General features: G+C 38.3%; 18 protein-coding genes and 1 tRNA gene. 5 read left to right on the top strand and 14 right to left on the bottom strand.

Features of this window, described 5'->3' with window-relative positions; translation table 11 throughout:
• Positions 1–87 precede the first annotated feature (87 nt).
• On the top strand, positions 88–546 hold the full coding sequence (locus FCS21_RS14965; protein WP_138624353.1) for a hypothetical protein: 459 nt from the start codon (positions 88–90) through the stop codon (positions 544–546).
• Between the two features lie 55 nt (positions 547–601).
• Positions 602–2,575 carry a DNA repair helicase YoaA gene (yoaA, locus tag FCS21_RS14960; protein ID WP_138624352.1) on the top strand — a complete coding sequence of 658 codons (1,974 nt, stop codon included), beginning with the start codon at positions 602–604 and terminating at the stop codon, positions 2,573–2,575.
• 136 nt (positions 2,576–2,711) lie between these two features.
• Here yoaA and FCS21_RS14955 read toward each other — a convergent pair whose 3' ends face one another.
• The 8 genes from FCS21_RS14955 to tkt all read right to left on the bottom strand — a co-directional run bounded on the left by FCS21_RS14955 (position 2,712) and on the right by tkt (position 12,537).
• A complete protein-coding gene (locus tag FCS21_RS14955) occupies positions 2,712–3,209 on the bottom strand; it encodes a glycine cleavage system transcriptional repressor (RefSeq protein ID WP_118056197.1) in 498 nt (165 codons plus the stop codon).
• 103 nt (positions 3,210–3,312) lie between these two features.
• Positions 3,313–3,675, bottom strand: a complete 363-nt coding sequence (locus FCS21_RS14950; RefSeq protein WP_138624351.1) for a PilZ domain-containing protein — start codon at positions 3,673–3,675, stop codon at positions 3,313–3,315.
• A gap of 240 nt (positions 3,676–3,915) precedes the next feature.
• Positions 3,916–5,589, bottom strand: coding sequence for an energy-dependent translational throttle protein EttA (gene ettA / locus FCS21_RS14945; protein WP_138624350.1), 1,674 nt, complete (start codon positions 5,587–5,589; stop codon positions 3,916–3,918).
• Between the two features lie 130 nt (positions 5,590–5,719).
• Positions 5,720–6,595 carry a DUF481 domain-containing protein gene (locus FCS21_RS14940; RefSeq protein ID WP_138624349.1) on the bottom strand — a complete coding sequence of 292 codons (876 nt, stop codon included), beginning with the start codon at positions 6,593–6,595 and terminating at the stop codon, positions 5,720–5,722.
• Between the two features lie 125 nt (positions 6,596–6,720).
• Entirely contained in the window at positions 6,721–7,785 is a 1,065-nt protein-coding gene (gene fba / locus FCS21_RS14935) for a class II fructose-bisphosphate aldolase (protein ID WP_138624348.1), read from the bottom strand.
• A gap of 271 nt (positions 7,786–8,056) precedes the next feature.
• Positions 8,057–9,235 carry a phosphoglycerate kinase gene (locus FCS21_RS14930; protein ID WP_138624347.1) on the bottom strand — a complete coding sequence of 393 codons (1,179 nt, stop codon included), beginning with the start codon at positions 9,233–9,235 and terminating at the stop codon, positions 8,057–8,059.
• 115 nt (positions 9,236–9,350) lie between these two features.
• A complete protein-coding gene (gene epd / locus FCS21_RS14925; protein WP_138624346.1) occupies positions 9,351–10,364 on the bottom strand; it encodes an erythrose-4-phosphate dehydrogenase in 1,014 nt (337 codons plus the stop codon).
• 184 nt (positions 10,365–10,548) lie between these two features.
• Positions 10,549–12,537 carry a transketolase gene (gene tkt / locus FCS21_RS14920; RefSeq protein WP_138624345.1) on the bottom strand — a complete coding sequence of 663 codons (1,989 nt, stop codon included), beginning with the start codon at positions 12,535–12,537 and terminating at the stop codon, positions 10,549–10,551.
• 239 nt (positions 12,538–12,776) lie between these two features.
• Between tkt and FCS21_RS14915 the strand changes: the two genes are divergently transcribed.
• Entirely contained in the window at positions 12,777–15,122 is a 2,346-nt protein-coding gene (locus tag FCS21_RS14915; protein WP_138624344.1) for a CHASE domain-containing protein, read from the top strand.
• Between the two features lie 181 nt (positions 15,123–15,303).
• Entirely contained in the window at positions 15,304–15,441 is a 138-nt protein-coding gene (locus tag FCS21_RS16830) for a hypothetical protein (protein WP_171035719.1), read from the top strand.
• Between the two features lie 32 nt (positions 15,442–15,473).
• On the opposite strand, the gene FCS21_RS14910 is transcribed toward FCS21_RS16830, so the two are convergent.
• Positions 15,474–15,549, bottom strand: a tRNA-Arg gene (locus FCS21_RS14910).
• 245 nt (positions 15,550–15,794) lie between these two features.
• Between FCS21_RS14910 and bamJ the strand changes: the two genes are divergently transcribed.
• Positions 15,795–16,268, top strand: coding sequence for a BamJ family beta-barrel-assembly machinery protein (gene bamJ / locus FCS21_RS14905; RefSeq protein WP_138624343.1), 474 nt, complete (start codon positions 15,795–15,797; stop codon positions 16,266–16,268).
• Between the two features lie 115 nt (positions 16,269–16,383).
• Here bamJ and FCS21_RS14900 read toward each other — a convergent pair whose 3' ends face one another.
• The 5 genes from FCS21_RS14900 to rsmE form a co-directional block, all read right to left on the bottom strand.
• On the bottom strand, positions 16,384–16,941 hold the full coding sequence (locus FCS21_RS14900) for a phosphoribosyltransferase (RefSeq protein ID WP_138624342.1): 558 nt from the start codon (positions 16,939–16,941) through the stop codon (positions 16,384–16,386).
• A gap of 161 nt (positions 16,942–17,102) precedes the next feature.
• Positions 17,103–17,549 carry a Holliday junction resolvase RuvX gene (gene ruvX / locus FCS21_RS14895; RefSeq protein WP_138624341.1) on the bottom strand — a complete coding sequence of 149 codons (447 nt, stop codon included), beginning with the start codon at positions 17,547–17,549 and terminating at the stop codon, positions 17,103–17,105.
• Positions 17,550–17,635: 86 nt separating this feature from the next.
• Entirely contained in the window at positions 17,636–18,253 is a 618-nt protein-coding gene (locus tag FCS21_RS14890; RefSeq protein WP_138624367.1) for a YqgE/AlgH family protein, read from the bottom strand.
• Positions 18,254–18,347: 94 nt separating this feature from the next.
• The gene (gene gshB, locus FCS21_RS14885; protein WP_138624340.1) at positions 18,348–19,310 is read right to left on the bottom strand and encodes a glutathione synthase; all 963 of its coding nucleotides are present in this window, start codon (positions 19,308–19,310) and stop codon (positions 18,348–18,350) included.
• 69 nt (positions 19,311–19,379) lie between these two features.
• Positions 19,380–20,114, bottom strand: a complete 735-nt coding sequence (rsmE, locus tag FCS21_RS14880) for a 16S rRNA (uracil(1498)-N(3))-methyltransferase (RefSeq protein WP_138624339.1) — start codon at positions 20,112–20,114, stop codon at positions 19,380–19,382.
• Between the last annotated feature and the right edge of the window lie 73 nt (positions 20,115–20,187).

Raw genomic sequence — 20,187 nt, 5'->3', positions numbered from 1 at the left:
GTTTTTTTAAATCGTTAAAGTAAGGCGTTAAAGTACGGGGAAGTCAAAGGCACTTATAAACTATTTTAATACGTGGAGGAGCTAAAGGTGGACATTTTTACGACTCAGTTAACGCGTGTAGTTCCTGTACCTATTAAACCGACTAGTTTAAAAGTTAAGGCGCTGGTAAAAAATACTGCAATGAGTGCATTGAGCCAAGACGATGAACGCCTTGAAGATGATGAGTACTACTCGAGTAGGGTATTTGCTAAAAAATCCAGTCAAGAAAAGCAATCCTCAGAAAATGCACCGCACGATAATCATGCTGATGCTCCTATTGAGACCCAAGCCGCTATTGATGTAGAAGATGCTATTGAAGAAGAAACCGCAGAGCATGTGAAGCTGAAACAGCCAAAGGTTGAAGCTGTCAAAGCGCTTGATGAGACTTATGATAATATCTTTACCGATAAAAAATCAGTAAAAATCGATAGTGAAAAAACAAACATTGAAAGTAGCGATAAAGAGAATGATAAAGGTAATAGTAAACACTTAGACCTTTATGCTTAAGCTGTTGTTAAGTATACTGCCTGGCTAAATACTCCTTTGCGTCTTCTGGTTTTACATGACCAACAATAAAATTAGTAAAACTTCTCAAGTAAGTAAGGTTAGCCAAGCCTTTTCGCAAGAAGGTGCGTTAGCGAAAGCCATTAACGGTTTTTCTCCTCGTCAAGCACAAACTGATATGGCACTTGACGTTGCTCATGCTATTGACCAGCAATCTTCACTTATTGTTGAAGCGGGCACAGGTACTGGCAAAACGTTTGCTTATTTGATCCCTGCTTTTTTATCGTTAAACCCTAAAAAGCCGATAAAAATTGTTGTTTCAACCGGTACTAAAAACCTGCAAGAACAATTATTTCATAAAGATATTCCACTGATAAAAAAAGCCTTAGCGAGCAATGCGCAAATCGCTTTATTAAAAGGTCGCGCCAATTACTTATGTACTTACCGCTTAGCTCAATATCAAAATAGTCGTGGTCAACTTGACGCACAAATGTTGCAAGACTTGGTTAAAGTAAAAACTTGGGCTAATGGAACACAAAGTGGTGATATTGGTGAGATAGTGAATGTTAATGAAGACTCTAGTATTTTTCCTTTTGTTACTAGTACCTTGGATAATTGTTTAGCACGAGATTGTCCAGACTATGAAGCGTGTTATTTAGTTAAAGCACGTCAAAAAGCTAGTGATGCTGATATTATTATTGTTAATCACCATTTGTTTTTTGCTGACATGGCGTTAAAAGATACCGGTTTTGGCGAACTTATTCCTAAAGCGCAGGTAATGATTTTTGATGAAGCTCATCAAATTGGCGATATTGCTAGTGAATACTTTGGTCAGACATTTTCTAGTAAGCAGTTGGTAGATTTATGTACCGATGTATTACAAGTCCATCGCAGTAGCTTAACCGATGTTAAACAATTAGGTTTGGCTGCAGAAAAACTACAAAAAACCTGCCAAGAATTTCGCTTACTGTTTAATTACGATCCCGAGCGTGGTAACTGGCGCGAAAAGCATAAACAAAGCCATTTTAAACAAAAGTTTAGCGACTTAAAAATAGATTTAGATTTTTTATATCAAGTCATTAAGCTGTGTGTGTCACGAAATGAAGCAATAGATAGCTGTTTTGATAGGGCAGTAAATCTACTGGCTCAATACGATGTTATGTCAAATGTTGAAGCGTATGGTATGAGTTTCTGGTATGAAACCACACCACGTAGTGTGGTATTACATCAAACCCCGTTAACGGTTAGTGATAAGTTTAGTGCAGTGGTTAAAGAGTCTGGCGCAGGCTGGATTTTTACGTCAGCAACCTTGGCGGTAGATAATAGCTTTGATCATTTTGCGCAACACTTAGGCTTACAAAGTGCGAAGCAGCTTATGCTTGGTAGCCCTTTTAATTATAAGGCGCAATCATGGCTTGTTGTGCCGCGTTATTTGCCGCAAGCCAATGATAAAAACCGTGCCTTAAAACTTGCCGAATTGGCCAAGCCTTTAATAGAAGCGAGTAAAGGCGCATGCTTTATGCTTTTTACTAGTTATCGAGTCATGCATCAAGTCGCTGAAATATTGGCTGAAAGTATTGATAATCCATTATTAGTACAAGGTAAAATGGCAAAACAAAAATTACTTGAGCAATTTGTTGAACAAGATGATGCGGTATTACTCGCTACAGCAAGTTTTTGGGAAGGGGTTGACGTGCGCGGTAATAAACTTACCTGTGTTATTATCGATAAATTACCTTTTGCTTCACCAGATGACCCATTATTACAAGCACGTTGTGAGGACGCTAGACGTCAAGGTATAGAGCCTTTTAGTCAAATTCAATTACCTCAAGCGGTTATAGCGTTAAAGCAAGGGGTAGGGCGGCTTATTCGAGATGTTAGCGATCGTGGTGTGTTAGTTATCTGTGATGATAGGTTAGTTAATAAACCTTATGGCGCAACCTTCTTAAAAAGTTTACCTGATATGAAGCGCAGTCGAGATATTAATAAAGCAGCAGAGTTTTTAGCGAGCTTATCTTTAAGTAAGCCTTAAACGCTAAACATTCTTTTCGTAAACTTTTAATCGACCTATAAAGTAAAAAACGCGTGTCGATGACACGCGTTTTCGCTTCATAAACCGGTTAAATATATTTTTTCAAATATGTGTTATAAGGTAAGGTTAAACACTGTTAACGTGAGATATCTACCATTAAATCATTAGCTATTTGTTCTAAGGCACTAACTAGCGCATCAATAGAGTCTTCATTAATAGCAATTTCTACTGTTGCTTTGAAGATATTTTGTCCAGTATAAGCGGCGCTATCTGTAGAGCTCACTAGCTTGATTAAATTACCATCTTTGTGATGTATAACCGAAGAGAGTTCTTGTACTATGCCCGCTCTATCATTCGCGGTAATCTCTAATACTAAGTTAGCCGCAGTGCTGGCTAAATCGGGCTCTGCCATTTCAATTTGACAACGTAAACCACTTATCGTCTTTAATTCATTGATCAAGCTGGCGCTATGCGCACTTTCAACGGCAACTTCAATAACACCGGCAAAAAAACCAGATAAGTGATGTAGACTACTCACTTGCCAGTTGCCTTGATGCTTTGAAATTATTGTTGATAGCGTGTCTACTAGGCCTGTTTTGTCAGGGCCAATACAAGAGATAACTAAATGATTCATTAATGCTCCTAAAAGATCAGGGTAAAAATAACAGCTGATACTAATTTACTTAAAATGATTAACAGCCCCTATACGTTAACTTAACAGCTTAATAACTTTATAGTTAAGATAATCGTGATAAATGACGTAATTCTTTATTCAACTGCTTGCTATCCCCAAGGTTAAGCTCAATTAAACGTCGTAAATGAGTAACGCTGTCAATGTCAATAGCATTGCATTGCAAGCCTGTTTCCTCATCCTCTTCATGGACTACTACAACCGCCATAGTAACGGCTGATTCTTGATCTGATAATAAAAAATGTAAGCGACCAAGCTTACCTTTTAATGAATGATCACTCTTTATTGCAGAAACTAGCGCGCCATTAAGTGATATATCATGAATGGATACAGGGTATGTCTTACCTTCAATTTCCAGCTCTGCGTTGATTGAAAATAAAATACGGGTAAATTGCCGTTTATTTTCCATGTTTTTTATGTCCCTTGCTTGGTAAATAGCTTGGTAAATAGCTCAGGTCAATAGATGAGTGCCTAACCCAGTTAATCGCTTGGTAAGTTACCAAATTTAAATAGCTACAATGTCACTTCAGCATAGCCTTATTGACTTGAAAAGTAAAAAGTTATGGTATAAAAAAAACCAGTTAAAAAGTAAATTTTCAACTGGTTTTTTATTGTTTTTAACCGCTAAAGTTCAACAGAACCTAAGCCATTAGCCTATTTTTTTGTATCTAATTCTATGTGGCTCTGTTGCTGCAGGGCCTAAAGTTTTCTTCAACCAAGCTTCATAATCGGTGAAGTTACCTTCATAGAAGTTGATATTACCTTCATCACGGTAATCTAGAATATGGGTAGCAATACGGTCAAGGAACCAACGGTCATGGGAAATAACCATAGCACAACCTGGAAACTCTAATAAGGCTTCTTCTAAAGCACGTAATGTTTCAACATCTAAGTCGTTGGTTGGCTCATCCAGTAGTAATACATTCCCCCCTGTTTGCACAAGCTTTGCTAAATGGACACGGTTACGTTCACCACCAGATAAGTTACCAATAATTTTTTGCTGATCGTTGCCTTTAAAGTTAAAGCGGCTTACATAAGCGCGGCTTGGAATTTCAAAGTTACCAATCTGTAAAATTTCATGACCTTGTGATATTTCTTGATAAACTGTCTTGGTGTCATCCATGTCATCACGGAATTGATCAACACTGGCTAACTTAACGGTATCACCCAGCTCAACCGAGCCAGAGTCAGCTTGCTCAGCACCTGACATTATTTTAAATAGTGTTGATTTACCGGCACCGTTTGGCCCGATAATACCTACGATTGCGCCTTTAGGTACACTAAAGCTTAAATTATCGATCAGTACTCTATCACCAAACGATTTTGTTAAGTTATTAACATCTAATACTTTATCACCTAAACGCGGTCCAGGTGGAATGTAAAGTTCGTTAGTTTCATTACGTTTTTGATGATCTTGGCTATTAAGCTCTTCAAAACGAGCCATACGGGCTTTGCTTTTTGATTGGCGTGCTTTGGGATTTGAACGGACCCACTCAAGCTCTTGCTTGATGGTTCGTTGTAAAGCACTTTCGCTTTTGCTTTCTTGTTCAAGACGGGCATCCTTTTGCTCTAACCATGAAGAGTAGTTACCTTCATAAGGAATGCCATGGCCTCTATCTAGCTCTAATATCCAACCAGCAACGTTATCGAGGAAGTATCTATCATGGGTGATTGCTACCACAGTACCTGGGTAGTCATGTAAGAAGCGCTCTAACCATGCAACAGACTCTGCATCCAAATGGTTGGTTGGCTCATCAAGTAATAACATGTCTGGCTTTTGTAACAATAAACGACATAGTGCTACGCGGCGGCGTTCACCACCACTTAATACTCTTATTACTTGATCCCACTCAGGTAAACGCAAAGCATCAGCAGCACGTTCAAGAATGTTATCAATATTATGACCATCGTTGCTATTGATGATGTCTTCTAACTCACCTTGCTCTTTGGCTAACGCATCAAAATCTGCACCTTCTTCAGCATACTCGTTATAAACTTGGTCAAGACGCGCTAAAGCATTTTTAACCGTAGCTACAGCTTCTTCAACAATCTCACGCACTGTTTTTTCTTCATCTAAAACAGGCTCTTGCGGTAAATAGCCAATATTAGTACCCGCTAATGCGTGTGCTTCGCCTTCAAATTCAGTATCAAGACCAGCCATAATACGAAGTAGGGTAGATTTACCTGAACCGTTTAAGCCCAAGACACCAATTTTAGCGCCTGGAAAAAATGATAAGGAAATATCTTTTAAAATGGTTCTTTTAGGGGGAACCACTTTAGAAACGCGGTTCATCGAGAAAATAAACTTGTCTGGTAAAGCCATAAATATGCCTTTTTTATAGTAAATTAATTGCGGGTTATTGTAGAGTTATGGCACTAGACAGTCAATGTGACACTGCTACTCTCTGCTGACATTATAGTAAATTAAAAATGGACAACAGTTTCAACGGTGATTAAAAACTATAAACAAGTAGGATAGAGGTTTCAGTATTTAAATTTTCTTTATCTGAGTCAACTTCAGAGTTGTAGTCAATAGTGAATTTAAGCTTAAGTTGTAATGAGTCGATCAATTTACTGGTAATAGCAGATGTTGCTTTATAAACACTGTTTTCACCACTGTCTATTGCATGCTTTATTATTAAATTTTGTTTAAATTCAATATGTTGATTTAATTTTTTTATATAAAGAGCTTGTGCTTGTAAAATAAAAGAATCTCGCGTTTGATTTGACATACCTGTGGCAATCTCTTCCTCAGTAATATTGAGTATATCTCTTTTAAAGCCCGGACCAATATCGGCATCAAAGCTGGTGTCTTTATTTTCAAACCATCGTCGTCCCCAACCTGTTGAAATAGAGCCTTGCGAGTCAAAACCAGAAAAACGGTCTTCTTCATAAAAAATACTGCCGTAGATATAGTTTTGTTTCGTGGCATCAAGCGTGTAGTTAGTTTGTGAAATAATGCTCCACTTATGGTCGGAAGTATCAAAGCTTTTACTGACTTGACCATCGCTACTTTCATTTTCTATTTCTGTTTTTTTCAATAATAAATCAAAACCAAATGCGCTACGCCAAAGGCCTCTTTCAAAGCGCAGATCTAAACCTGTTTTAATATCGGCACTACGTGTATTACCCGTTAGGTAAAGAAGGCCAAGTTGTGCGGAGGCGGTAAATAGGGTGCCCGATGACGGTTGTTTTGATTGATCGGCTTTTTTAAGGCTAAAAAGTATGTCTGAGGCATCGGCAGTTTCTAGCTTTTCTTTGGCATAAGTAAAAGTTGGTAAAGTACACAAAATGATAAAAATAGCGAGTAAGATAAAGCGAGAGAGCATTTGGGAAGTTACTTAATGAAGTGAGCGTGATTAGATTGCGCGAATTATACCTAAGTCGTTTATTTTTTTCGAGCATAAAAAAAGGGCCTAAGCCCTTTTAATTAAGTGTTTTTGTAATAAAAGCTTTACTTGATGATAGCTTTAAGTTTACCGCTTTGGTAAAGGTCAAACATACTATCAAGGCTTATCGGTTTTATTTTACTCGCATTACCCACAGTGTTAAATGCTTCATAACGAGCTTTACATATATCGTACATCGCATTAGTTGATACTTGTAAGAATTTACGTGGATCAAATTCACTTGGGTTTTCAGCTAAAAAGCGACGAATAGAGCCAGTAGCAGCAAGACGTAAATCAGTATCTATATTGATTTTACGTACACCATTTTTAATGCCGTGTTGAATTTGTTCTACAGGGACACCATAAGTCTCCGGGATCTTACCACCAAATTCATTAATAACCGCTAACCAATCTTGTGGCACTGATGAAGAGCCATGCATAACTAAGTGAGTATGCGGTATACGTTGGTGAATCGCTTTAATACGATCAATCGCTAAGATATCGCCAGTTGGTGGGCGCGTAAATTTATACGCACCATGAGAAGTACCACAGGCAATTGCTAGTGCATCTACTTGCGTTTTATTAACAAAATCAGCGGCTTCTTCTGGATCTGTTAACATTTGTTCTTTTGTTAAAACACCTTCAGCACCAACGCCATCTTCTTCACCAGCCATACCGGTTTCAAGAGAGCCTAAGCAACCTAATTCACCTTCAACCGAAACACCACAAGCGTGTGCCATTTCAACAGTGCGACGTGTTACATCAACATTGTATTCATAAGAGCTTGGTGTTTTACCATCATCCATTAAAGAACCGTCCATCATTACTGATGAAAAGCCTAATTGAATAGAGCGTTGACAAATAGTAGGAGAAGTACCGTGATCTTGATGCATAACCACTGGAATATGTGGAAACTCTTCAATTGCGGCTAAAATTAAATGACGTAAAAAAGGTGCACCGGCGTATTTTCTAGCACCTGCAGATGCTTGCATGATCACAGGGCTATCAGTATCACTAGCGGCAAGCATTATAGCGCGTACTTGCTCTAAGTTATTTACATTAAATGCTGGAATACCGTATTCAAATTCTGCCGCATGATCGAGCATCTGGCGCATTGAAATTAAAGCCATTTACTTACTCCTAGATAAGTTTTGTTTAAGTTTTGTTTAAACTTTATTAATGGGGGGTTAAAGTTTATTTAGATAATAAAAATTATAACAAATAGCACTCTTATCTGACAGGATAATTTCAGTAAAGTTGAATTGTTGTCGTATTGATTTAACTTTTAGTTAAAAAGTAGTGAAAAAAAAACGAGGTCTTTGTCTAGACACTCGTTTTTATTTTTTAGCATTACCAGCAGTGCACCATTATTGCTGGGCGTTGTGTTGGTAAGCGTAGCATTTATACTTTAGCGCGTTGTTCTAATATCTCTACTGCAGGTAATTTTTTACCTTCTAAAAACTCTAAGAAAGCACCGCCGCCTGTTGAGATATAAGATATTTTATCGGCAATATTATATTTATCAACGGCAGCTAAAGTATCTCCGCCACCGGCAATTGAAAAGGCTGCGCTATCGGCAATCGCTTGTGCGATAATTTTAGTACCTTCACCAAATTGATCAAATTCAAATACGCCAACAGGACCATTCCACACAATAGTGCCTGCGTTAGCGATGATTTCAGTTAAAGCTTTGGCTGAATCGGGACCAATATCAAAAATCATTTCATCGGCATTAACGTCATTAACTGACTTGATTGTCGCTACTGCAGTGGCTGAAAACTCAGTGGCAACGACAACATCAGTAGGAACAGGGATATTACCATTATTGGCTTGAGCTTGTTTAGTTAAGCGTGCAGCTTCGTTAACTAAGTCGGCTTCAAATAATGATTTGCCAACATTATGGCCATCAGCGGCAATAAAGGTATTGGCAATACCGCCACCAACAACAAGTTGGTCAACAATACCTGCTAGCGAGTCTAGTACCGTTAATTTTGTTGAGACTTTTGAGCCTCCTACAATGGCAACTAGTGGTCTCGCTGGATTATCTAATGCTTTACCTAACGCTTCTAATTCGCCTGACAATAATGGACCAGCACAAGCTGTAGCAGCAAACTTGGCTACACCATGAGTACTTGCTTGGGCGCGATGTGCGGTGCCAAAGGCATCCATAACAAAAATATCACATAATGCGGCTAATTTTTTAGCCAATACATCATCATTTTTCTTCTCACCAACGTTAAAGCGAATATTTTCAAAGACCACTAATTCACCAGCAGCAACCTCAACACCATCTAGGTAGTCGGTAACTAAACGTACAGGGTAGTTTAACGCGGCGCTAAGATAATCCGTAACAGGTTTTAGGGAAAACTCATCTGCTGGTTGACCTTCAGTTGGGCGTCCTAAATGAGACATTACCATGACTTTTGCACCAGCTTCTAAGGCAAGTTTTAAAGTAGGTAATGCGGCACGTAAACGGGCATCAGAGGTGATTTTACCATCGGTTACAGGTACATTTAAATCTTCACGAATTAGCACACGTTGGTTAGCTAATGTTAGATCAGCCATTTTGATAATAGACATTCTTGTCTCCTGTTGTCACTGTGGGGAAGTTATGCTCTGTTATTTTAACAGTATGATTGAGCAATAATATTTTAAATTTTTTGTTAAGTATTTTTTCAAATGCATATATGTAACGTTATGCTTTTGACATTGCTATCGCAGTATCTAACATGCGGTTAGCAAAGCCCCATTCATTGTCACACCAAATTAGCATTTTAATTAAGCGTTTATGGCTAACACGAGTTTGGCTACCATCAACAATACAAGAATGGGCGTCGTGATTAAAATCAACAGACACTAACGGCTCTTCAGTATAATCGAGCACGCCGATTAAATCAGTCTCTTTAGTCGCTGCTTGTATGGCTTTATTAATGTCGTTAATACTGGCATCACTATTAACCGTCAAGCTTAAGTCCATGGCGGTAACGTTTAGTGTTGGTACACGAACAGCAATCGCTTCAAAACGACCTTTAAATTGTGGCAATATTCGTTCAATACCAGCGGCGAGTTTAGTATCGACAGGGATAATAGATTGACTGGCAGCACGAGCTCGGCGTAAATCTTTATGATAAGCATCAATAACTTGTTGGTCGTGCATTGATGAGTGAATTGTTGTGACAGAGCCACTTTCTACGCCAAAGGCTTCATCAATAACCTTGATAACAGGCACGATACAGTTAGTGGTACAAGAGCCGTTTGAGACAATACGATCATCTGAGGTTAACGTATGATGATTAATGCCGTAAATAATAGTTGCATCAATATCTTGGCCACCGGGGTGAGAGAATAATACTTTTTTAGCGCCGCGATTAATATGACTTAAGCCGTCGGCTTTAGTGCCATATTTACCCGTACAATCAAGTACTATATCAATATTTTGTTGCTGCCAAGGTAGGCTAGTTAAATTATCAATATGGGTTAGTGCAATCTCATCGCCATCGATAATTAAGGTATTATCTGTTTGGCTGACCTCAAAAGGAAACCTGCCATGGGTACTGTCGTATTTCAATAAATGGGCAATACCTGAAGCAGGTGCTAATTCATTAATGGCGACTAAGGTAAATAATTCGTTTTTACCGCTTTCATATAATGCTCTTACTACACTACGTCCAATGCGGCCAAAGCCACTAACGGCAATTCTTATTGTCATAATCTTACTGTATTTATCCAATGATTTTAAGCGATATCTAAGCGATATCTGAGTGATAATATTAGCTGTAATAAAAAGCTAGCTTATGTGATAAATGTTGTACGTAGTTGCCACAAGTAAAGTTCAACACTTGTGGCAACTTATTACGTGGTTATAACAGGTTTACTTATTATAACGACTTAAATTATAACTGATTGACGGTATTAACAACGTTATCTACAGTGAAGCCAAAGTGCTCTAGTAATACGTTACCAGGTGCAGATTCACCAAAAGTTGTCATACCTACTACTGCGCCGTTTAGACCCACATACTTAGCCCAAAAGTCAACGTGCGCTGCTTCAATAGCGACACGCTTAGTCACGTTTAGTGGTAATACCGCCGCTTTATAGTCACTACTTTGCTGATCAAAAACAGTCGTTGATGGCATAGATACTACACGTACCTTTGTGCCTTGCTCTGTTAAAGTTGTGGCAGCGTTAACGGCTAGCGCTACTTCAGAGCCTGTTGCTATTAAAATTACATCAGGTGTGCCAGCACAATCTACTAAGATATAAGCCCCTTTTTCAATGTCACTTACTTGTGTTTGCGTACGTGTCATTGCAGGTAAACCTTGGCGTGAAAATACCAAAGCTGTAGGTGCTTTTTGATTTTGTACCGCAGCTTTCCAAGCAACAGCAGACTCAGTTGCATCACATGGACGCCACGTCGTTAAGTTAGGCGTAGTTCTTAAGTTAGTTAATTGCTCAATAGGTTGATGCGTAGGACCATCTTCCCCTTGACCAATAGAGTCATGGGTATAAACAAAAATATTTTGAATGCCCATTAATGCTGACATACGCACCGCATTGCGTGCATATTCCATAAACATCATGAAGGTAGCACCGTAGTTTACAAAACCACCGTGTAAAGAAATACCATTCATAATGCTACTCATGCCAAATTCGCGCACGCCGTAAAATATGTAGTTACCGGCAGCATCTTCTTGAATACCTTTTGAACCAGACCATAAGGTTAAGTTTGAGCCCGCTAAATCGGCCGAACCACCTAACATTTCAGGTAATACATGACCAAAGGCTTCAATAGCATTTTGGGAAGCTTTACGTGAGGCAATATTTTCACTGCTTTCATGGCACTGTTGAATAAAGGCGTTTGCTTTTTCTTCAAAATCGCTAGGTAAGTCACCTTTAATCACACGACGTTCGTATTCACTGGCAAGTGCAGGGTGTGCTGCTTGATAAGCGGCAAATCTTTCATTCCAGTTACTTTGACTTATTTGACCTTTTTCAGTTCTATTCCATTGTGCGTATATGTCACTTGGGATATCAAAAGGTGCATGTGGCCAGTTTAAAAATTCACGTGTTGCAGCAATTTCTTCGTCACCTAAAGGTGCGCCATGGCAATCATGAGAGCCTGATTTATTAGGTGAGCCAAAACCGATAATTGTTTTACAACAAATCATCGTAGGTTTATCGGTAACCGATTTAGCCGCTTCAATAGCCAGAGTAATTGCTTGAGCATCGTGACCATCAACACAAAGTACATGCCAACCGTAAGACTCAAAACGCGCTGGCGTGTTGTCAGTAAACCAACCTTCAACTTCACCATCAATTGAAATGCCGTTGTCATCCCAAAAGGCTATTAGTTTACCTAACCCTAACGTACCCGCAAGTGAACAAGCTTCATGAGAGATACCTTCCATTAAACAGCCATCACCTAAGAAGCAATAGGTAAAATGATCAACAATGTCATGATCTTCGCGGTTAAACTGGGCAGCTAATGTTTTTTCAGCAATAGCCATACCCACCGCATTAGCAATACCCGCACCTAATGGACCTGTGGTCGTTTCAACGCCTGGTGTGTAACCGTATTCAGGGTGACCAGGGGTTTTAGAGTGTAATTGACGAAAGTTTTTTAAATCTTCAATAGATAAATCGTAACCCGATAAATGTAATAAAGAATAGATAAGCATTGAGCCGTGACCATTTGATAAAACAAAACGATCGCGATCGGCCCAGTTGGGATCAGTTGGATTATGCTTTAAAAAATCACGCCATAATACCTCGGCAATATCTGCCATGCCCATAGGTGCACCTGGGTGCCCTGATTTTGCTTTTTGTACGGCATCCATACTTAATACACGAATAGCATTTGCTAACTCTTGACGCGACGACATAATTGCTCCAGATCTTATAATCTTGAAAAATAAAAATTGCCCGTATTTTCGCTTACCAAGACACGTAGCGCAAATTATATTATGCAATTTTTTATATTATTTTGTATTGCGACATCATATTCAAATAATATGCCGTTAATCTACTGTGAGATAATGCTAGTATCAGTTAAAACCTAAGATGAACGACATACTACCGATTTAACCTGCCTATTTTGACCATTAATCCGTTTGGTATAACTATGATGCAACGCCACTTATCACACTTTTTTATTTCAGCGCTTTTATTTATTGTCACCTCGTTTGGCACTGTTTTGCTTATTACTCCACAATCGCTGGTCAGTTTTGTTGGTCCTTGCGCGGCGCTTCTTAGTGGTTTATTACTTGTTTGGCGTCTTGTGCCACTTATTGTTGTCGTCATAATTAGTCCGATATTAGCGTTTAGTTTCGACTACTACCTACACTTAGATGCTAACTTTACCGTGATGACAATTGCGGTATTGGCTATTGTCTTACAAGCGTGCTGGACGAAGCAGCTTGTTTTTCGCTTTATTCATTATAAAAAATGGCTCAGCTCGAGAAAGTACCTGTTTTTCTTTTTATTACGTATTGGCCCTATTGCCAGCTTGGTATCGGCAAGCTCAGTTCTGGTTATTTCTATATTAGATAGCCGAGTAACCCAAGGTGACTTTCTCTATACCTTTATTAGTACTTGGTCGGCGAGTATGTTAATGGCGGTATTTTTTATTCCATTATTATTGCTGTTTAATAATGCAGAGCAGCTAAAATTAACCAAACGTTTTTTTATTGGCTTTACTTCCTTATTAGGTGGTTTAGCCGTATTTCTATTGCTTAAAAGCTCGCAGTATCAACAGCAACAATACCGTCAGGTGTTATTTGAGCAAGCTACGCTTGAAATAGAACGGTTAATTATGGCAGAAGTAAACGCCGTAGTGACTAACGTGACTAGCCTTGCCGCGTTATTTAAGGCTAACGATACTGTGTCGCTAACAGAATTCACCCAATTTAGTGACAATATTTTTAAACAAGATTCAAGTGTTAGGGCACTAGAATGGGCACCTATAGTGCCTTTGAGTGAACGTGCTACTTTTGAAAAAAATAGTTCAACGGTACTAAAGAAAGATTTTAGTATCAAAGATAAATTAGCCAACGGCACTATGGTTGTCGCTCCTCCACGTCCTCAATATGCGCCTTTATATTATCTCTATCCACAAGCAATAAATGAAGCTGCGCTGGGCGTAGATTTTTACGGTGAGTTTAAGCATAGTTTCCCTTTGCAAGCGTTTAATAATGAAGAGATTATGGCTAGTGCGCCAGTTATTTTAGCGCAAGACAAGGTGGCTATACCGGCGATACTGTTTAGACAGGCTATTTTTTCTATCCCTGAAAAACAAAGCGCTGCTGAATTAATTGCACAACGCAAGCTTTCATTAATTACCAAGGAAAAATTATTAGGGCTAGTGATCGCAGTGGTGCAGTTCGATCGTTTTTTTGAACAATTAGCACAAGAAAAATCAGCCAAAGTGAATATTTTTATTCAAGATATCACTGCTGACGAACCTATTACTTTATTCGGTCAATTATTACCTAGCGTAAATAGGCATGTTGATACCTTGACGCTGTCCGTCTTTTCTCGACTTTGGCAGGTTAACATCGCCGAAAAAGAGCCTTGGTTTAGCCAAACTAAAAGCTGGCAAGCATGGGCTGTATTACTTGGTGGTACTTTTGGCGCAGTATTATTTCAAATGCTGCTACTGATGATGGCTGCCTACTCGAGTGAATTAGGGGAACAAGTGCATAGTAAAACCCGAAATCTTATTTTAGCGAGAGAAAAGTCAGAGAAAAAAAGTTTAGCTCAAAGTTATTTTTTAAAAACGCTAAATACAGAATTACGGGTACCATTGTTAGCAATAAGGGCATTTGTTGAGCAATTAAAAGAAAGAGGTATTCATAACAAAGAAGTTACCGGAATAAGTCATGCCAGTAGTAATCTAGCCTTGTTATTAGATACTATGCTAGATGTTTCTAATATTGAGTCGGGTAAGGTGACGGCAAAAAACGACTGTTTTGATTTTTATCGTTTTCTACAACGTACTGAGTCGGTACTTAAAGCGAGCAATGAATACGAAGGCAGATCTATTTACTTTCTTATTGATGACAGTGTCCCGCATTATCTCAATAGCGATCAATTATATATTCAAAAATTGATTTATGCGTTAATTGAAAGCGCGCATCAATTATTGAAAACTAATAAATTACGTTTATCAATAAAACTTCATCAACATAAACCAGCCGAAGCCAGTTTGTTTTTTACTTTATCAGAACAAAACCCCGTAACAACAGCATTAAGTACTAATGTATATCGCCGGCAAACCAATAATAAACTAATCATTGATAGTACAGCATTCTCTTTAGCTACTCACTATAGCCAATTGTTACGTGGTGATACTAATTTAGCTACGTTAAGCTCAGGGGCAGGGGTATTAAATTCGTCTATTCGAGTAAATATTTTGTCAAGCACTGAACAAATTGCTGCACAAGATACAGCCTTTGATTTAAAAAGTTAACTTAGGTGTTAATACCGTAGAATTCACTATATTGCGTAAAAAATCAACTCTACTCTTGTAAATAAAAAATTAATAGTTTAGTGTCGCTGTTACTGTACGTTAATAGAGCAACGTAACGTTTTTTGGCAATTATATACAAGCAGAATATAAAGTTAGCATAGGTAATAACATAGGTATAGAAATGCGCAGTTCATCCTCAGGTGGGTTTAAATTAACAACGGTAATATGTGTGGTTATTATTATGGCTATTACTGCTTTTCTCAGCGGTAATTCAGTGGCCGAAAACAAGGATGTAGAAAAAACACAAGCAGAGGAATAACGAACTAATAACTTGTTTATTAAACTATAAAATGGCGTCTCCACCGGGACTCGAACCCAGAGCAGCGGCTTAGGAGGCCGCAGTTTTATCCAGTTAAACTATAGAGACGTAGGTAGTAGCTATTACTATTAATGATTGATATTGGCATATCAAATCTTAGCCCATTATTTTAAACATATTTGTTATCAGATGCTAATTTTTATTTCCTTGATGTCATGGCAGTTTAGTCCTTTTATTACTTTCACTATTTTCTAAGTATTCGTAGATATTAGTTAACTAAATCAACTAGTAAATAAGTGAGTAATTGCGTAGCATGGTTTTTTACATGAACCGTAGTATAAGAGTGTTATTAAATGAGTAAAATTTTGTTATTGGCTATTGTTATAGGTATTTTAATTTTTGTTGTTATGCGACAAAGTGGTAGTAAAGAAGCAGCGCAAGGTAATATAAAATTAGCTGATGAGTTTTTAGCTACCAATAAAAACGAAGAAGGTGTTATAACAACCCCTTCAGGCTTGCAATATAAAGTATTAACAGCGGGCAGTGGTAGCGAACATCCCAATGCTACCTCGAAAGTTAACGTGCATTATCATGGTACATTACTTGATGGTACTGTATTTGATAGTTCAGTAGATAGAGGTGAGCCAATTAGTTTCGGTTTAAACCAAGTGATCAAAGGCTGGACAGAAGGAGTTCAGTTAATGGTTGTTGGTGAGAAAACGCGTTTTTATATTCCATCAAGTTTAGCTTATGGCAATAAAGCGGCAGGTAAAATAAAGCCAGGATCACTATTAATTTTTGATGTTGAGTTATTAGCAATTAATTGATAATACTTACCCAATTGAGCTAAAGTTCACAGACTTAACGTCGTTAGGTAATTAGCACTAAAAAAAGGCAGGTTTAGTCGAACTAAACCTGCCTTTTTGTTTATGCTTGTTGGTATTAAACCAGTAAATCCTGAATGTTGACTAAGTCTTTTTTACCATTGAGGAGTTCATCAGGAGTTAAGCCTGATAATTCATGAGGAAACACCAACCATTCATCTGAGGTATGCACATAATAATCAGGAGCAAAATCAACCATTGAATTTTGCGGCTTATACCAAGGGCAAGCAACTCTAATATCTTTAGGGATATTATTGCGCATATTACGCTTTAATTGCTTAATTAGCGCTTCGATACTGCGGCCTGAATCAAAAACATCATCAACAATTAATAAACTATCAGCGGCATTTGCATGCTCAATAATATAATGTAAACCGTGTACTTTAATATCTTTATCTTGCTTGTTGATACCGTAATACGATGAAGTACGTACAGCAATATGATCGGTTTCTACTTTCTTAAAGTCAAAATATTCTTGTACCGCGATGCCAATGGGTGCACCGCCACGCCATATACCTACAATAAATTGTGGGCGAAAACCATCTTCAAATACTTTAGCGGCGACACGAAATGAATCTTCTAGTAATTCTTGCGCGTTAATAAAACGTTTTTCCATTGCCGAGGAAACCTTGTTAAAAAATAATGATAAGCGCTAATTATAACCCGACAGTTAAAATAGTGTACAGGATTTTACTCCATGGCTGCCCGCCAATAACTTAGTAATAGCTAGGCTAGGTAAGTAATTGAATAGAATAACTACAATAATTTATTGTATTATTAATCGTATTGCTGCTCAAAGAAACTTTCAATAATCAATCGCGCTGATTCAGCATCAATATTATCTTTTTTTAAGTTTTTAAAGCCACCGCGTGCAAACAGCTGTTCTTTGGCGTCGGCAGTGGTGAGTCGTTCATCTTGAAATTCTACTTTGATGCCAAAACGACCATGAATTCTATTACCAAACTTTTTCGCGTCTAAGGTTAATTGTTGCTCACTACCGTCCATATTCAACGGTAAGCCCACGACAATAAAGTCAGGTTGCCATTCGTTAAGGTATTTAGCGAGGTTATCCCAATGCGGAATGCCGTCGGTTGCTTTTATTGATCCCAACGGCGTCGCACTACCTGTCAACTCTTGTCCGACGGCAACACCAATATATTTTTTACCAAAATCAAAACCGATAACAGTACGTTGACCAATCGGCGATTGAGTTTTCGATGACATTTTTTTCCTTGGGGTTAATCAATGTAGTAGTAAGTTAATAGCGTAAATAAAGCGTAAATAAAACAGACTGCCTAAAAGGACAGCGATTAAGCATGTCCTATATCAGAAGATAAATGGGCAAGATCAATGCCCAACTTTTCAGTGGCTTTTTTCCAACGCATTTCTATTGGGGTATTAAAAATAATATCATTATCGGCAGGCGTAGTAAGCCATGAATTAGCTTTTAACTCTTGCTCAAGTTGACCGGGTCCCCAACCAGCATACCCTAAGGTAACCATAAATTTTTCAGGGGCTTTTTCAGTACCTAATGCCAGTAGAATATCTTTTGAGGTGGTGATCATGAGCTCTTTGCTCAACACCAACGAGCTAGTCCAACCTGATTGTGAACTATGTAAAACAAAGCCTCGTTGCTGGGCGAGAGGACCACCAGTAAGTACTAACTGCTCTAAGCTGTTAGTAATGTCAGTGGTTGCCTTATCAGTTAAATCACTGCTTTCATTGCTATTAGCTTTATCTGACGCTTTACCTTCATCAGGTTCTATTTGCTTGAGTAAGTCAGACAGGGTGATATTAATAGGCAAGTTTATAATTAAGCCCATTGCACCTTCTTCATTATGCTCACAAATATAGGTAACCGTTTTATTAAAATAAGAATCATCGAGAGTAGGCATGGCGATCAGTAATTGGTTTTCTAAACTAATCATTGACGTTGAATCACCAAGCTCTTGCTCACATTTTTTGTTTGCTGTTAGTGTTTTTGTTGCTGATTTTTGTAATTTTGCCATGTTATCCCTACAGTTATTTTTTTATATTCTCTTCAATAGCATCCATCAACTTACCGCTAATGTTTATTGGGTAAGCTGCTTCAATTTCACGAATACAAGTAGGACTGGTCACATTGATTTCAGTAACCTTATCACCAATGACATCTAAACCTACAAAATATAATCCACGTTTTTTTAGTTCTGGGGCAATAGCATCAGCAATGGCTTTATCACTTTCACTCAGTGGCCTGGCAACACCGCGCCCGCCAGCAGCTAAATTACCACGCGTTTCACCCATAGCAGGTATACGTGCTAAACAATAAGGCATAGGTTCGCCATTAACAATGAGAATGCGCTTATCACCATCGGCAATTTCCGGCATAAACTCTTGCACCATAGCATATTGTTCGCCATGGTTGGTTAATGTTTCGATAATAACGCCAACATTGGCATCATCGGCTTTAATACGAAAGATTGATGCGCCGCCCATACCGTCAAGTGGCTTGATAATAACGTCTTTCTCTTTTTGGTGAAATTGACGGATTTTATCGCTGCTACGAGTCACTAAGGTTTTAGGCGTAAACTCACTAAACCAAGCAGTAAAGAGCTTTTCATTACAATCACGTAAACTTTGTGGTTTGTTAACAATCAGTGTACCGGCTTCTTCAGCGCGCTCTAGCATGTAAGTGGCGTAAATAAATTCGGTATCAAAAGGAGGATCTTTACGCATTAATACCGCGTCTAAGTCACTCACTAGCATATCTTGTGGGTCGGTTAATTCATACCAATGCTTACTATCATCAAACACTTTAACTTTGTGTGTTGTGGCGCGACATTGCCCCTGTTCAAGATATAAGTCTTTCATTTCCATATAGTAAAGCTCATAACCACGTTGTTGAGCTTCTAGCATCATTGCCATGGATGAATCTTTTTCGACCTTAACTTGTGCAATAGGGTCCATCACTATGCCGAGTTTTATTACTTTATTTGTAGTCATTTTTTATCCTGTTCACTGTTGATGTTAATCCATCACCGTTTACGTAATGTTAGTAACTCAACAATATATTTAGTGTAAATCGCCAAAACGGCATTGTAATGCGGTGATTGCCGTTAATGCCGCTGTTTCTGTTCGTAATATTCTAGGACCAAGTAATACATCAACAAAGTCGTTTTCATTGGCTTGAGCTATTTCGTCATCACTTAAACCACCTTCTGGTCCTATTAACAAGCGAACACGGGTATTTTCCCTAGGTAAACTCATAATGGAGTGCTGTGCTTTAGGATGCAAATTAATTTTTAAAGCGCTGGTTTCTTGTGTTAACCAGTCAGCTAATAACATAGGTTCATTAACCGTAGGCACACTTGAACGGCCGCTTTGTTCGCAGGCACTAATGACTATTTTTTGCCATTGTTGACGTTTTTTTTCAAGGCGCTCAGCATTAAGTTTTACTCCGCAACGTTCAGTAAACAGAGGAGTTATTGAATTAACGCCTAGCTCAACAGATTTTTGTAAGGTGAAATCCATTCTATCACCACGAGAAATACCTTGGCCCAAATGAATATTGAGTGGTGATTCACTGTTATTTTGTTGTTGAGATATTATGGTGATATCAGCTGATTTTTTACTAACATTACACAAGGTGGCATTGTACTGAAAAGGCTCTTCACCATTAAATACGGTAATGGTGTCACCCGCTTTTAGGCGCAATACGCGCACAACGTGACCAAAAGCATCATCTGATAAGGTCACTGTCTCGTTAATAGAGAATAGGCTTGGTTGAAAAATTCTGGGGTTACGCATAAATAAGCTTAAAAATAAAACATCGTCATATCATTAAGGTAAGGGCGATAGTGATAAAAAACAATAACAGAAC

Source organism: Colwellia ponticola, assembly GCF_005885605.1.
In the GTDB taxonomy this organism is placed as follows: domain Bacteria; phylum Pseudomonadota; class Gammaproteobacteria; order Enterobacterales; family Alteromonadaceae; genus Colwellia; species Colwellia ponticola.
This window is presented reverse-complemented; position numbering and strand designations above follow the sequence as displayed.